Consider the following 13,368-nt stretch of genomic DNA (forward strand, 5'->3'; position numbering starts at 1 on the left):
CTCCCGATCGGGCGCCTGCAGCAATGCCGCATTGTTGGAAGCCCGTGCCTGCCATTGCCGGGCACAGCGGCTACCCTGTGGGTAAGGGCCGCTCCGGCCCGCCGTGATCGAGACCCATGTTGCATCGTCCCTCGTTAGTGCTCCTGCTGCTGCTCTGTCTTCCGCTGCTTGCCCAGGCACAGCAACGTCCTGCACCCGCTGCCAGCGCTGCAACACGCACGCAGGCCGACACCAATTACAGTTTCGTGCGCTACCGCGCCGACTACGAGGTGCGTGCCGACGCCAGCAGCGTGGAAACCGACGAGTACGAGATCCTGCTCAAGACCAAGTCGGCCGTGGAGCAGTTCAGCCAGGTGAGGCTGAGCTATAGCGAGAAGATGGAAACGCTCGATGTGCTGCAGGCGTATACCGTCACGGCCGAAGGGGTGCGCCAGGACGTGGCGGCCGACAAGATCTATACCCAGGAAAGCTATTCCAGCGCCTCGGCAGCGATGTATGCCGACCGCAAGGTGAAAGTGGTGGTGTTCCCGAATCTGGCGCCGGGCGCGCGCATCGTGTACCGCGTGCGGCGGGCACAGAACACGCCATATTTCCCCGGTTACTTCAGCCTGTGGGAAACCTTCAGCGTCTTCGCGCAGTACGACGATGCCGTGATCACGTTGGTCGCGCCGAAGGGGCTGCCGATACATCTTTCCGCACGCGGGCTGCAGGGCAGCACCAAGCCGGTGGTGCGCGGCGACCAGGCACGCTGGGAGTGGCGCTACCAGCGCACCGCGCCGATGAAGAACCAGAACTGGAGCGCGGCGACCTGGGAGTTCAGTCCCACTTTGATGGCCAGCACCTTCGATAGCTGGTCGCAGATGGGCCTGGCGTATCACGTCAAGGGCGGGCGCGCTGCGGCGGTGACGCCGGCGATCCAGGCGCTGGCCGATGAAGTCACGCGCGGTATCGATGCCCCGCGCGCGCAGGCTGCCGCGCTGTATGCGTGGGTGGCGCGCAATATCCGCTATGTGGCGGTGTATCTGGGCAATGGCGGGCTGGAACCCAACAGCGCCGAGAGCATCCTGGCCAACCATTACGGCGATTGCAAAGACCACACCGTGATCCTGGAGGCCCTGCTTGCAGCCAAGGGGATCGCCAGCACCCCGGTGCTGATCGGGGCGGAGGGCGGACCGACCTTGCCGCAGATCCCGGTACTGGGCCGCTTCAACCACGCCATCACCTACATTCCTGCATTCGATCTGTACGTGGACTCGACCAACCCCTACGCGCGCTTCGGCCAGCTGCCAGCAGGCGATCTCGGCGCGCCGGTGGTGCATACGCGCGATGGCAAGGTGACGCAGACGCCGCCGAACGACCGCAAGGTCAATCGCTATGTCGCCCGCACCGAATACCGCTTCACGCCGCAGGGCGACCTGCAGGGCACCACCACGCTCGACAGCGGGCAGACCGGCGAAGTGGGCTTGCGCGCGATGTTCGTGCAGCTCAATGCGCAAAATCGCAACCGGATCGAAGAGTCGATCCTTGCCCAGTCCGGTTTCGACGGCACCGGCGATCTGCTGATCCAGGGCGACCCGCTGGATCTGGATGCACCGTTCAACTACCGCTACACCTTCCAGGCCAAGGACGCGGTGGATTTCTCGGTGGTCGGCGGCATGACCTTGCCGGATATGCCGGGTGCCGAATCGACACGCGCCATCTACACCACCACATCGGCCGAAAACAATCTGACCCCGTTCTACTGCAACGACAGCGTGCGCGAGGAAACCTACGTGGTGAGCTTTCCCGAGACGGTACCGATCATCGCCATTCCGCGCAGCAGCACCTTTCGCAATGCCGCCGGCCAATACGCGGTTGAGTGGACACGGCAGGGGCAGACGGTGACCGCCGTGCATCGCCTGCAGCGTGCCGCCGTGCGCGGGCCACAGGCGTTGTGCCAGCCGCAGGATTACCGCGCCTTTCGCGAGCTCTACCAACAGGTGCGGCGCGGGTTTCGCGGACAGATCGTCTATGGCGATCTGTCCAGGGTGCAGACGGCGCAGTGAGGCGAAGTGCCGCGCACATGCCGCCATCTGAACACGTCGTGCGATAGCGCTCGCCCATTCATCTATGAAGTATCAGAATCCACGCATGTCCTTCTGGAAGACCGCGATGCATCGCCAGCTCCGTTACGCCGTCCTTGCCACTGCTCTGTTCGCCGGCACCGCGTTTGCCGGTGCGCGCCAGGAGCTGGATACCTTCACGCGCGGATTGAAGGGTCTGGATGGGCAGTTCAACCAACGGGTGACCGACGCCAATGGCCGGGTCAAGGAAACCTCGAGCGGGCGGGTCGCACTGGCAACGCCGCGCCAGTTCCGTTGGGAATATGCCAAGCCCTACAAGCAGTTGATCGTGGCCGATGGCAAGAAGGTCTGGGTGTTCGACCCCGATCTGGAGCAGGTCACCGTGCGCGCACAGGGCAGCGAAGAGCAGAACAGCCCGCTGGTCGCATTGATCGACCCGGCGCTTCTGGACAAGAAGTACGACGTCAGCGAAGAAGCCACGCCACGCGACGGCCTGCAATGGTTGTCGCTGACGCCCAAGGTGGACACCGACGCCAGCTTCCAGATCGCCTCGCTGGGGTTCGGCAAGGATGGCCTGGCCCGGATGGAAGTGGTGGACGCGGTCGGCCAGCGCACTGCGATCAGCTTTAACGGCTGGAAGCGCAATCCGGCCTTTGCCGCAGACACCTTCCGCTATACGCCGGCCAAGGGCGTGGATGTGGTGGGCGACGCGCAATAGAAGCGTCTGCGGGCGCGCGCGATGAGGCAGGGGTGAAGCATGGTGCAGCGAGCGGCTGTGCCTGCGAGGGCGCGGCAGTGGTCGTGACCTGAGCGATGCACCCGCACAAGCGCGATGCCGGCGCGCTACGGGACTGGCTCGTACGGGATCCATTGACCAACCGTCCGCATCGCCTCCGCTGCCTGGTTGGTCTGGCGTTTGATGAAGAAATCGATGCCTCGCTCGCGCTGGCGTTTGCCTTTTTCGCGCAGGATCAGGATGGTCGGTTCCCAGATGCTTGGGTGGCTGATCAGCGCATCGAAGGCGCGATCGGCTTCCGCCGCTTGCGCGTCGCATCCGGCGACGCGCAATAGCTGGGCCTGCGCGCGCAATGCGTCCAGGTGCGGTGCAGCCTCTGCCTGCAATACCCAGTCCACGATCAGCGAGGCGAACTTGTTGTCTTGCATGTGGAGGCGGACCCGGTCGATGAAGTCCTGCAACTGGCGCTCGGCCACCATGTAGAGCCGCTGGTCGTCGACCTTGCCCTGCAGTTTGGAGATTCCGTAGTGGGTCCATAACTGCCAGTTGCGCTTCACTTCGCGTTCGAAAGAGGCGAAGTTGAAGAATTCGAAGCCACGATCCGTGCGCACAGGATCGATTTCGTTGTTGAACATCCACAAGGTGGAGAAGGTATTGCTGCCGGCCGAGTGCAGTTCCCTGCTGTAGCCGAGCTCCAGGGTGGCCAGGGACAGCCGCGCCACTGGCGTGGGCGGCATATTGCCGGTGCTTGGGTGCGTCCACTGCTGGGCGACGACACTGGCCGATGCGCGCCCTGCGATCTCTACCCTGGATTGCGCGCTTGAGTCCTTCAGCACCATCGTCATGTAGCCTTCGATCGGCGTTTGCGAACGGGAGGTTTCCCGCCGCGCTTTCACGCCGAGCGACGCCCCCAGGGTGGCGCGACGCGGTCGGTCGTCCATGTTTCCCACGCGCACGCCGGCTGCGACGCTGAGGCTGGATTCGGTGGCCGAAGCCTGGCGCTCGGCACGGCCGATCAAGCCAACGGTGATGCTGGGGTGGTGCGCCAGCAGCTCCCCCAGAAAGTCGCGCTCGCTCAACTGGCCCGCATCGCCGCCGGATTGCTCGGCCAGTTGCAGCAAGTGTTCGAACATGGCGAGGAATTGCGCGCGCTGTTCCAGCTCCTGGCCCTTGCCCCGCCGTGGTACGCGGATTTGCACGCCATGCTCGATACCCGATTCCTTTTTCATGCGCCACTCGGCTGCGCCTGTGATGCCCACCGGTGCATGTTCGGTGCCCGGCAGCAGCACGCCCGCGCTCATGCCGGTAGTAGCGTTGAACTGCCGCGCCTTTTGCCGCCCGATCTGCAGCGACAGCCCGGTTCGCCCCATGTAGATCTCCACCGAGCGATCGGAACTGGTCTGGCCGCCGGCGGCGAGTTTCAGTCCCAGGCCGCTGGGAATGATCGCAAGCGCGGCCGACAGCGGCGCCGTATTGAGCCCGATCACCCGTTGTTCGGTGAGACGCAGCTTGTCGCGCCATTCCAGCCGTTCCATCAGGTTGCGCAGGCATTCGAACAGCGCACGCGGCGATCTGACGCGGGAGGTGTCGCCCTCGTGCAGAAGACGACTGGCATGACCAATGGCCCGATGAAAGTGGTTGCGCGCGTCCGACGCAAGATCTTCAGCCAAGGGCGCTGCACCCACCGGCAGCTCGCTCGGCTGTCCGGCGTGGTCGAGCAGCCCGCGCTGGATCAGACGCAGCGTTTCCGGCAGACGCAGGCGGCCCGCGCACACAGCAACCCAGGCGGACGCGATCGCCGGATGGCACGCCGCCGGCTGCAGATCGTCGGTCGCGCTCACCGAGGCCGCCACCGAGCGCTGAAGTTCCTGGGCACGCCGTTCGATCGTGCCCAGCACCTTGGCAGTGAAGGTCAGGTTGGCCGCGTTCTGCTCGTGTGGGAGCCATTGCGCGTATTCCAACAGCGCCTGCATCGCCAACTCGTCCTGCGACGGCATTCGCCCGCCCGCCAGCTGGATCTGGCGGCGCGCGACGAGCCAGCTGGTCAGGTGGCCGGCCGCCTCGCGAAAAGCGTCGTTGGCACGTCGCATGGCGGTGGGAAGCGCTTCTGAGGCGCCGACCTTCATTCCCAGCTCAAGTGCATTGAAGGGATTGAGGGCGCGCTTTCCGCGCCTTCCGCTGCCTGCTGCCGCCCACTGCGCAAACATCTGCAGGCATGCGTTGACGCGGGCATAGGGTGAGCCTGCCGCGGTGGTTTCGTAGCCATTGCGGAATGCGTGGAACGCGCTGCGCTGGGCATCGGTTGCAGACTGCAGGCCCTGCAGCGGCGAATCTCCGTGCACGGCGTGGCGCGCTCCCATTTGCGCATCGCCCAGCCAGGTGCGTTGCGCCTGTTCTGCGTCCGGCGTCAGTGCAAGCCGGTGGCTGGCACGCAGGTGGACCTGCGCCGCCTCCAGCCATTCCCTGGAAGGGGGCGTGGGCTCTTCGCGCAGCATGTGCGAAAGAACCTGCATGCCGCGCGGAACGCTGGCCAATAGGCCGACGCAGGCCGTGACCATCTCCATCGGCGGGACCGCCTCGGCAGCGGTGGAGACCTGTGGCGGCGGAATCAGCGCACGCAAGTGCACCACGCTCAGGCGTTGCAGCACGTCGGCCGCTGCCGTGGCATCGCCCCCGCTGGCGATCGCCAAGACGTGCAGGGCAATGCGCAACGTGTCGACCGGCTGCAAGGCGTCGCTCCCGAACGCAGCGCTGCGGCCATGCAGGCCGTCAGCCCAGGCGCGCAGAACCTGTCGACTCACGGGGTCGATGGTGTCCTCGCGAAAGCCGGGTAGGGCGTCGAGTAGGGCCTCCATGGTGTCGGCGGCGATATCGGCAGCGACGGGCCGGGCCTCATCGGCCGGCGGCTGTGCGGCTGCCTGTTGCACCACGCGTTGCATGTCGTCGTTCGCAGCTTCCAGCGTGCTGACCGTCTGTTCGTGCAGCCACAGCTCCCTGGTGTTGATCCGCGACGAATGCCGCGCCTGCTGCAGTTTTGCGTCGACCTGGGCGAGGCGCTGCTGTAGGCGCTGCGCATGCCGCTGGCAACGCTTGGCATGCTGGCGCTGCAGGTTCAGCATGTTCGCGTTGCGCCCCAGTCGTGTGCGCAGTGCCTCGATTTCTCGCTTCCGCTCCGCAGCAAGGTGCGAGCCGAGCGTGCGAGATGCCGGCTTGTTGGCAGAGCTACTTGCTTGATCTGACTGCAACGCATTGCGTGCTTGCGCATACGCGCTTTGCAATCGATCGATCTGCGCGTTGGCTTTCGCAAGTGCTGGCTCTGCGTGTGCTGCCTGTGCCGAGCCACGGACGAAAAAGACCGTTTTGGCCAGCGCATCGCCGCGCGCGCGCGCCTGTTGCACTGCATGTTCGAGCTGGGTGCAGACGCGCTGCAGCTGTGCGCGATCGATGTCCTGCGGCGCGTTGGCCGAGGATGAGACCGCGTGCGCTGCGACAGCGCGCGACGGCTGATCGCCCGGTGGCGCGTTCAATGCCGCGCGTGCGCCGAGGATGTCCGACTCGAGATCGTGGATCGCGGCAGCCACTGCTTCAGTCTGCACATTGCATCCGTGCAGCTGTTGCAACAGGTCCGCACGTTCGCGCGTCAGCGCGTTGATGCTGTCGCTGAGGTTGGCGGCGCGACGGGCCCTCAGGGCCAACTGCTCGCGTGCAGCCTGTAGCGTTTGTGCATGCGCGTAGGTCAGTTCGTCCTGGCGACGCCGGCAGATGCGTGCGGCCAGGTCGTCGTTGGATTGCTGCAGGCGGGTGATCAGCGCGTCATTGAGATGCTCGGTGGCATTGGGCAGCAGCGCGGATGCGCGCAGGTCACGGGCGACGTTGGCGTTGCGATCCGCTGGGCCGGCTGGTGTGTCCCGCTCGTACTGCACCGAGCAATAGCGCAGCAGGGCCGTGTGTGGTTCTGGCGAGCCGCTACTGAGCCCCAATCGCTCTGCAGCCTTCCTGCAGGCGCGCGGGAGAGCGTGTTTGCGTTTGGGAGCGGCTTTCAATCCGGGTTCGAGGTTGCTTGGCTGTCTTGCTTGCTCAAGCAGCGTCGCGGACCAACCCAGCGGGTCTTGCTGTGCCTGGATCAGTTCCGCCTCGAACGCGCGTGGGTCCGGAGTCGCCAGTTTGTTGTGCGTCTGCCGCCGCGCAGAAGGCTTGGAGGGATGCGAGATGGTCTCGGCCATCCCTGGAAGGCAAGCGGTGATGACGGAGGGGCGAAGCGGAATGCGGGGCATGGTGGAATCCGTGCACTGGACGTGCCGCTTGCGCTGGCGCAGCGCGTGGTTGATGCGGGATGCCGGCACGCGATTGCGGTCACTCGTTACTGAGTAACAGTATGTCGCTGCGCAGTTTATGCATTGCACGCGCGCGAAGTGGTCGCTTGGAAAGAGAACGTCGTTGCCTCTGCCAGCGCTGGCCGGACACTGCGTTGTGGAACGTCCATCAGGCGCAGGCGGTAGAATGAAGGGGTGAGCAAAGCCAAACGTCCCGACTCGATCACACCCGATCTGCTGCATGTCGATCGCAGCGCCATGGGCCCCTTGGCAGAGCGGATGCGGCCGCGCACGCTTGACGAGATGGTGGGCCAGAAGCGATTGCTGGCGCCAGACAGCGCCTTGCGGCGCGCGGTCGAATCCGGGCGTGTGCACTCCATGATCCTGTGGGGACCACCGGGATGCGGCAAGACCACGTTGGCCTTGTTGCTTGCGCACTACGCCGACGCCGAATTCAAGGCGATCTCGGCCGTGCTCTCCGGCTTGCCGGACGTGCGGCAGGTGCTGGCAGAGGCGGCGCAGCGTTTTGCCGGCGGGCGCCGCACCGTGTTGTTCGTCGACGAGGTGCATCGCTTCAACAAGGCGCAGCAGGATGCGTTCTTGCCGCATATCGAACGCGGCACGATTCTGTTCGTCGGTGCGACCACTGAAAACCCGTCCTTCGAGTTGAACTCGGCGTTGCTGTCGCGCTGCCGCGTGCATGTGCTGGAAGGCGTGTCGCCGCAGGATATCGTCGAAGCCCTGCAGCGTGCCTTGCGCGATGCGGTGCGCGGCTTGGGGGCGGAGACGATCCAGGTCAGCGAAGCGTCGCTGCTGGAAATCGCCAGCGCCGCCGACGGCGATGTGCGTCGGGCACTGACGCTGTTGGAAATCGCGGCGGAACTGGCGGCGGGCGAAGGTGGCGAGATCACGCCGCAGACGTTGCTGCAGGTGCTGGCCGACCGCACGCGCCGCTTCGACAAGAACGGCGAGCAGTTCTACGACCAGATTTCGGCGTTGCACAAGTCCGTACGCAGCTCCAACCCGGATGCAGCGCTTTACTGGCTGACGCGCATGCTCGATGGCGGGTGCGACCCGGCGTATCTGGCGCGTCGGTTGACCCGCATGGCGATCGAGGACATCGGCCTGGCCGATCCGCGCGCGCAGAGCATGGCGCTGGAAGCCTGGGACATCTACGAGCGCCTTGGCAGCCCGGAAGGCGAATTGGCATTCGCACAGCTGGTGCTGTACCTGGCCAGCACTGCCAAATCCAACGCCGGCTATGCTGCCTTCAATCAGGCCAAGGCCGAAGTGCGCGCCACCGGCACGCAGGAGGTGCCGCTGCATTTGCGCAACGCACCGACCAAGCTGATGAAGACGCTGGGCTACGGCCAGGATTACCAGTACGACCATGATGCCGAGGGCGGCATTGCGCTGGATCAGACCGGCTTCCCGGATGTGATGGGCGAGCGCGTGTACTACAACCCGGTGCCGCGCGGGATGGAGATCAAGCTGAAGGAAAAGCTCGATCGGCTGCGCGAGGCGCGCGCGCAGGCAAGGGCTGACAAGGCCGGCAAGCCCACGGCATAATCGGCCGCACAGGAGATGGCATTCCTCCTCGAACCGCACGCACCCTGCGCGCTGATGATGCCTGCCCACCCCGCCGGGGCGGCAGGCCTGTGCCCCGGCATCGCTCTTGACTCTGGAAGGATGACGCCGATGTCGCACACTTTTTTTTCGAAGCCACGTTCTGGTCGCGGGGCGCGCGCATGAACGCACCGGTGTGGTGGCAGCAGCTGTTGCTGGCGATGACCGGTGGCGCACTGGGGTCGGGCTTGCGTTTTGCGATCGGTGCCTCGTTGATCCAGCGCTTCGGTACCGGCTTCCCGTGGGGAACGCTGACGGTGAACCTGCTCGGGTCGTTCGTGGCCGGCGTGTTGCTGGTCTGGCTGGATGCACGCGGGCCGTCGAGCTGGCCGCTGCGGGCCTTGTTGATCGTTGGCGTGATCGGTGGGCTGACCACGTTTTCGTCGCTGATGATGGAGTGCCTGGTGTTTGCGCGCAGCGACCGCTCGACGATGATCGGCATCTATCTGGCGGTGACGCTGGTGGCTGGGCTGGCATTGGTGTTTGCCGGTGCGCGCGCCGGACAGTGGCTGGTTGCTCGATAGGCTGCGGCCCGTGTCCTGGCGGCGGTAGCGCGAGGTCGGCAAATGTGCAGCGGTGCCTTGCTGCGTCGGGTCGCCTGGCACCCGTGTGCTGAGTTTGCTGCGTGCCAACAACGCAACCGTCGCTGCAAGGCAGTCTGATTGGCAGTCTGTGGCGGCGGCACGTCGATGCCCCCGCTGCCGATGTGCGCCTGGCGCCTTTGGCCGATACGCAGCACGAATCTTTCGCTGCAGCGCGAATTGGCTGTTCGTCAGCACCGAGCAGAACGGACGAAGGCGTGCTTGCGCACGCCTTCGTTGACCGCTTGATCTGCAGCACGCCAGCGGCAGCGCCGCCGATCCCGCATTGCCAGGCTCAGGCCTTACAGCGCTTCGATGATGCCCGCAGCGCCCATGCCGGTGCCGATGCACATGGTGACCATGCCGTACTTCTGCTGGCGACGGCGCAGGCCATGCACCAGCGTGGCAGCACGGATTGCGCCGGTGGCGCCCAGTGGGTGGCCGAGGGCGATTGCGCCGCCCAACGGATTGACCTTGGAGGGGTCCAGCTCGCTGTCGCGGATCACGGCCAAGGCCTGTGCGGCGAAGGCTTCGTTGAGTTCGATCCAGTCCAGCTGGTCCTTGGTCAGCCCGGCTTGCTTGAGCGCCTTGGGGATGGCGGCGATCGGGCCGATGCCCATGACTTCCGGGCGCACGCCGGCCACCGAGAAGCTGACAAAACGCGCAAGCGGGGTGAGGCCGTAATCCTTGATTGCCTGCTCGGAGGCCAGCAGCACCGCACCGGCGCCATCGCTCATCTGCGAGGAATTGCCGGCGGTGACGCTGCCGCCGAACTGGCCGTTGCGGAACACCGGGCGCAACTTGGCCAGGCCCTCGAGCGAGCTGTCCGGACGCGGGCCTTCGTCGGTGTCGACCAGGCGCTTGCGCAGGGCGATCACATTGCCGGCTAGGTCGGGCTGGTGCGAGTGGATTTCGTACGGGCTGATTTCGTCGCGGAACTCGCCGGCGGCAATCGCCGCGATCGCTTTCTGGTGCGAGGCCAGCGCGAACGCATCCTGGTCTTCGCGCGACACTTTCCACTCTTCTGCGACCTTCTCGGCAGTGATGCCCATGCCGTAGGCAATGGCCACATGGTCGTCGGCGAACACGCTTGGCGACATCGCCACCTTGTTGCCCATCATCGGCACCATCGACATCGACTCGGTGCCGCCGGCCAGCATCAGGTCGGCATTGCCCAGCCGGATCTGGTCGGCGGCCATGGCAATGGCCTGGATGCCGGACGAACAGAAGCGGTTGATGGTCTGGCCGGCCACCGAATTGGGCAGGCCCGCCAGCAACACGCCGATGCGCGCCACGTTCATGCCTTGCTCGCCTTCGGGCATGGCGCAGCCGATGATGGCGTCGTCGATGCGCGAGGTATCGATGCCCGGCGCCTGCGCGACCACGGCGCGCAGCACGTGCGCCAGCATGTCGTCTGGACGGGTATTGCGGAACACGCCCTTCGGCGCCTTGCCGACCGGCGTACGCGTGGCGGCAACGATGTAGGCTTCTTGGATCTGCTTGCTCATTTGGCTATCTCCGATAGCCGGGAATGGGGAGTGGGGAATCGGGAATCGCAAGTGCGGATTCGCCTGAGTTCGCCATCTTCATCACCCGGCAGATAATTGGGAGAAGCGGGGAGTCGGTTGGGCTTTTACCCATTCCCGATTCCCCACTCCCGATTCTCAGTTCCTGAGTGGCTTGCCGGTCTTGAGCATGTGCCCAATCCGCGCCTGGGTCTTTTCCTGCTGGGCCAGTTCGACGAAGTGCTTGCGCTCCAGCTTCAGCAGCCACTCTTCGTCGACCAGTGCGCCGCGATCGACTTCGCCACCGCAGACCACCGTGGCGATGCGGCTGGCGATTTCGTAGTCGTATTCGCTGATGAAGCGGCCTTCCAGCATGTTGACCAGCAGCATCTTGAAGGTGGCGATGCCGACGTCGCCGGCGACCTGGATGCGGCGTGCCGGCAGCGGCGCGCGGTAGCCACCCTCTGCCAGTGCGCGCGCTTCGGCCTTGGCGATGTGCAGGCTTTCGTAGCTGTTGAACACCACCTTGTCGGTGGCGCGCAGCAGGCCCAGTTCCTTGGCATTGACGGCCGAGTTGGAGACCTTGGCCATTGCCACGGTCTCGAAGGTCTTCTTCAGCTCGGCAAACACATCGCCGCCCGGACCTGCGGCGATCGAGGCACGCACCGCGATTTCCTTCAAACCACCACCAGCCGGCAGCAGGCCGACGCCGGCTTCGACCAGGCCGATGTAGCTCTCCAGCGAGGCCACGGTCTTGGCACTGTGCATCTGGAATTCGCAGCCGCCGCCCAGCGCCAGGCCACGCACGGCCGAGATCACCGGCACCTGCGCGTACTTGATGCGCTGGCTGGTGGCCTGGAAATTGGCGACCAGGGCTTCGAACGCATCGACCTTGCCGGCCTGCAGCAAGCCCAGCGCGCCGGCCAGATCGGCACCGGCCGAGAAGGGCTCCTTCTGCTGCCAGATCACCAGACCGGCGAAATCCTTCTCCGCGCGGCCCACCACTTCCTGCAGGCCATTGAGCACATGGTCGGAGACGGTGTTCATCTTGGTCTTGAAGCTGACCACCGCGATGTCGTCGCCGTCGTGCCACATGCGCACGCCGTCGTTCTCGAACACCGTCTCGCCCGGCGAGAACTGCTCGCCCAGCAGCGGATCGGGAAAGCGCTGGCGCTTGTACACCGGCAACGCGGAGCGCGGCAGCTTGGCGTCACGCGCCGGGCTGTACGAGCCTTCGGCGCCATGCACGCCATCGCGACCGTCGAACACCCAGTTCGGCAGCGGCGCGCTGCTCATGCTCTTGCCGTTGGAGATGTCTTCGGCAATCCACTGCGCCACCTGCTTCCAGCCCGCGGCCTGCCAGGTTTCGAACGGGCCCAGCGACCAGCCGTAGCCCCAGCGGATTGCCAGGTCGACGTCGCGTGCGGTCTCGGCGATATCGGCCAGGTGGTAGGCGCTGTAGTGGAACAGGTCGCGGAAGGTGGCCCACAGGAACTGCGCCTGCGGGTGCTGGCTTTCGCGCAGCTTGGCGAACTTCTCGGCCGGGTTCTTGATCTTGAGGATCTCGACCACTTCCGGCGCGGCGTTACGATCGGCCGGGCGATAGTCCTGCTTCTCCAGATCGACAACCACGATGTCCTTGCCGACCTTGCGGAAGATGCCGGCACCGACCTTCTGGCCCAGCGCGCCCTTGGCGATCAGCGCATCCAGCCACTTGGGTGATTTGAAGTACTGGTGCCACGGATCGTCGGGCAGGGTGTCGCCCATGGTCTTGATGACGTGCGCCATGGTGTCCAGGCCGACCACATCTGAGGTGCGATAGGTGGCCGACTTGGGCCGGCCAACCAGCGGGCCGGTCAGCGCATCGACTTCGTCGAAGCCCAGGCCGAATTCCTGCGTGTGATGGATGGTGGACAGGATCGAGAACACGCCGATGCGGTTGCCGATGAAGTTCGGCGTGTCTTTGGCATACACCACGCCTTTGCCGAGCGTGGTGACCAGGAACGCTTCCAGGCCTTCCAGTACGGCCTTGTCGGTGCCCTTGGCCGGAATCAGCTCGGCCAGGTGCATGTAGCGCGGCGGGTTGAAGAAGTGCACGCCGCAGAAGCGGTGGCGCAGCTGCTCAGGCAGCACGTCGGAGAGCTTGTTGATGCCCAGGCCGGAGGTGTTGGACGCCAGCACGGCATGATCGGCCACGAACGGGGCGATCTTCTTGTACAGGTCCTGCTTCCAGTCCATGCGTTCGGCGATCGCTTCGATGATCAGGTCGCAGTCGCGCAACTGTTCCAGGCCACTCTCATAGTTGGCCGGCGTAATCGCTTCTGCCAGCGCCTTGCTGGCGAGCGGGGCGGGGCTCAGCTTGCCGAGATTGGCGATCGCCTTGAGTACGATGCCGTCTTGCGGGCCTTCCTTGGCGGGCAGGTCGAACAACACGGTGTCGACACCGGCATTGGTGAGGTGCGCGGCAATCTGCGCACCCATGACGCCGGCACCGAGCACGGCGGCGCGACGGACTAGCAACGGGTTGGACATAGCGGTAGGCCT

7 protein-coding genes and 1 riboswitch are annotated in these 13,368 nt (G+C 65.3%); of the genes, 4 read left to right on the forward strand and 3 right to left on the reverse strand.

Features of this window, described 5'->3' with window-relative positions; all coding sequences use genetic code 11:
• The first annotated feature begins 116 nt into the window (after nt 1-116).
• The gene (locus ACCQ03_RS07215; RefSeq protein WP_244664091.1) at nt 117-2,045 is read left to right on the forward strand and encodes a DUF3857 domain-containing transglutaminase family protein; all 1,929 of its coding nucleotides are present in this window, start codon (nt 117-119) and stop codon (nt 2,043-2,045) included.
• Between the two features lie 64 nt (nt 2,046-2,109).
• Nucleotides 2,110-2,781 carry an outer membrane lipoprotein periplasmic chaperone LolA gene (gene lolA, locus ACCQ03_RS07220; protein WP_057678133.1) on the forward strand — a complete coding sequence of 224 codons (672 nt, stop codon included), beginning with the start codon at nt 2,110-2,112 and terminating at the stop codon, nt 2,779-2,781.
• Nucleotides 2,782-2,906: 125 nt separating this feature from the next.
• Here the strand turns inward: lolA and xopZ are convergent, their stop codons facing one another.
• Entirely contained in the window at nt 2,907-7,142 is a 4,236-nt protein-coding gene (gene xopZ, locus ACCQ03_RS07225; protein WP_209226938.1) for a XopZ family type III secretion system effector, read from the reverse strand.
• A gap of 165 nt (nt 7,143-7,307) precedes the next feature.
• Here xopZ and ACCQ03_RS07230 point away from each other — a divergent pair, with 165 nt between their 5' ends.
• Nucleotides 7,308-8,681, forward strand: a complete 1,374-nt coding sequence (locus tag ACCQ03_RS07230) for a replication-associated recombination protein A (RefSeq protein WP_209226935.1) — start codon at nt 7,308-7,310, stop codon at nt 8,679-8,681.
• Nucleotides 8,682-8,683: 2 nt separating this feature from the next.
• A riboswitch (Fluoride riboswitch) is annotated at nt 8,684-8,752 on the forward strand.
• Nucleotides 8,753-8,860: 108 nt separating this feature from the next.
• A complete protein-coding gene (gene crcB / locus ACCQ03_RS07235; protein WP_039569841.1) occupies nt 8,861-9,262 on the forward strand; it encodes a fluoride efflux transporter CrcB in 402 nt (133 codons plus the stop codon).
• 359 nt (nt 9,263-9,621) lie between these two features.
• Here crcB and ACCQ03_RS07240 read toward each other — a convergent pair whose 3' ends face one another.
• Nucleotides 9,622-10,827: an acetyl-CoA C-acyltransferase gene (locus ACCQ03_RS07240; RefSeq protein ID WP_003482893.1), complete on the reverse strand. Its 1,206-nt coding sequence runs from the start codon at nt 10,825-10,827 to the stop codon at nt 9,622-9,624.
• A gap of 156 nt (nt 10,828-10,983) precedes the next feature.
• On the reverse strand, nt 10,984-13,356 hold the full coding sequence (locus ACCQ03_RS07245; RefSeq protein ID WP_209226931.1) for a 3-hydroxyacyl-CoA dehydrogenase/enoyl-CoA hydratase family protein: 2,373 nt from the start codon (nt 13,354-13,356) through the stop codon (nt 10,984-10,986).
• Nucleotides 13,357-13,368: the final 12 nt, after the last annotated feature.

Origin of the sequence: Xanthomonas sp. NCPPB 3569 (assembly GCF_041475645.2) — a bacterium.
Classification (GTDB): Bacteria; Pseudomonadota; Gammaproteobacteria; order Xanthomonadales; family Xanthomonadaceae; genus Xanthomonas; species Xanthomonas phaseoli.

Excerpts from the sequence above, each read along its gene's own strand:
- ACCQ03_RS07215 (WP_244664091.1), top strand. The coding sequence starts at position 117 with ATGTTGCATCGTCCCTCGTTAGTGCTCCTGCTGCTGCTCTGTCTTCCG.
- lolA (WP_057678133.1), top strand. The coding sequence starts at position 2,110 with ATGAAGTATCAGAATCCACGCATGTCCTTCTGGAAGACCGCGATGCAT.
- crcB (WP_039569841.1), top strand. The coding sequence starts at position 8,861 with ATGAACGCACCGGTGTGGTGGCAGCAGCTGTTGCTGGCGATGACCGGT.
- ACCQ03_RS07245 (WP_209226931.1), bottom strand. The coding sequence starts at position 13,356 with ATGTCCAACCCGTTGCTAGTCCGTCGCGCCGCCGTGCTCGGTGCCGGC.
- ACCQ03_RS07240 (WP_003482893.1), bottom strand. The coding sequence starts at position 10,827 with ATGAGCAAGCAGATCCAAGAAGCCTACATCGTTGCCGCCACGCGTACG.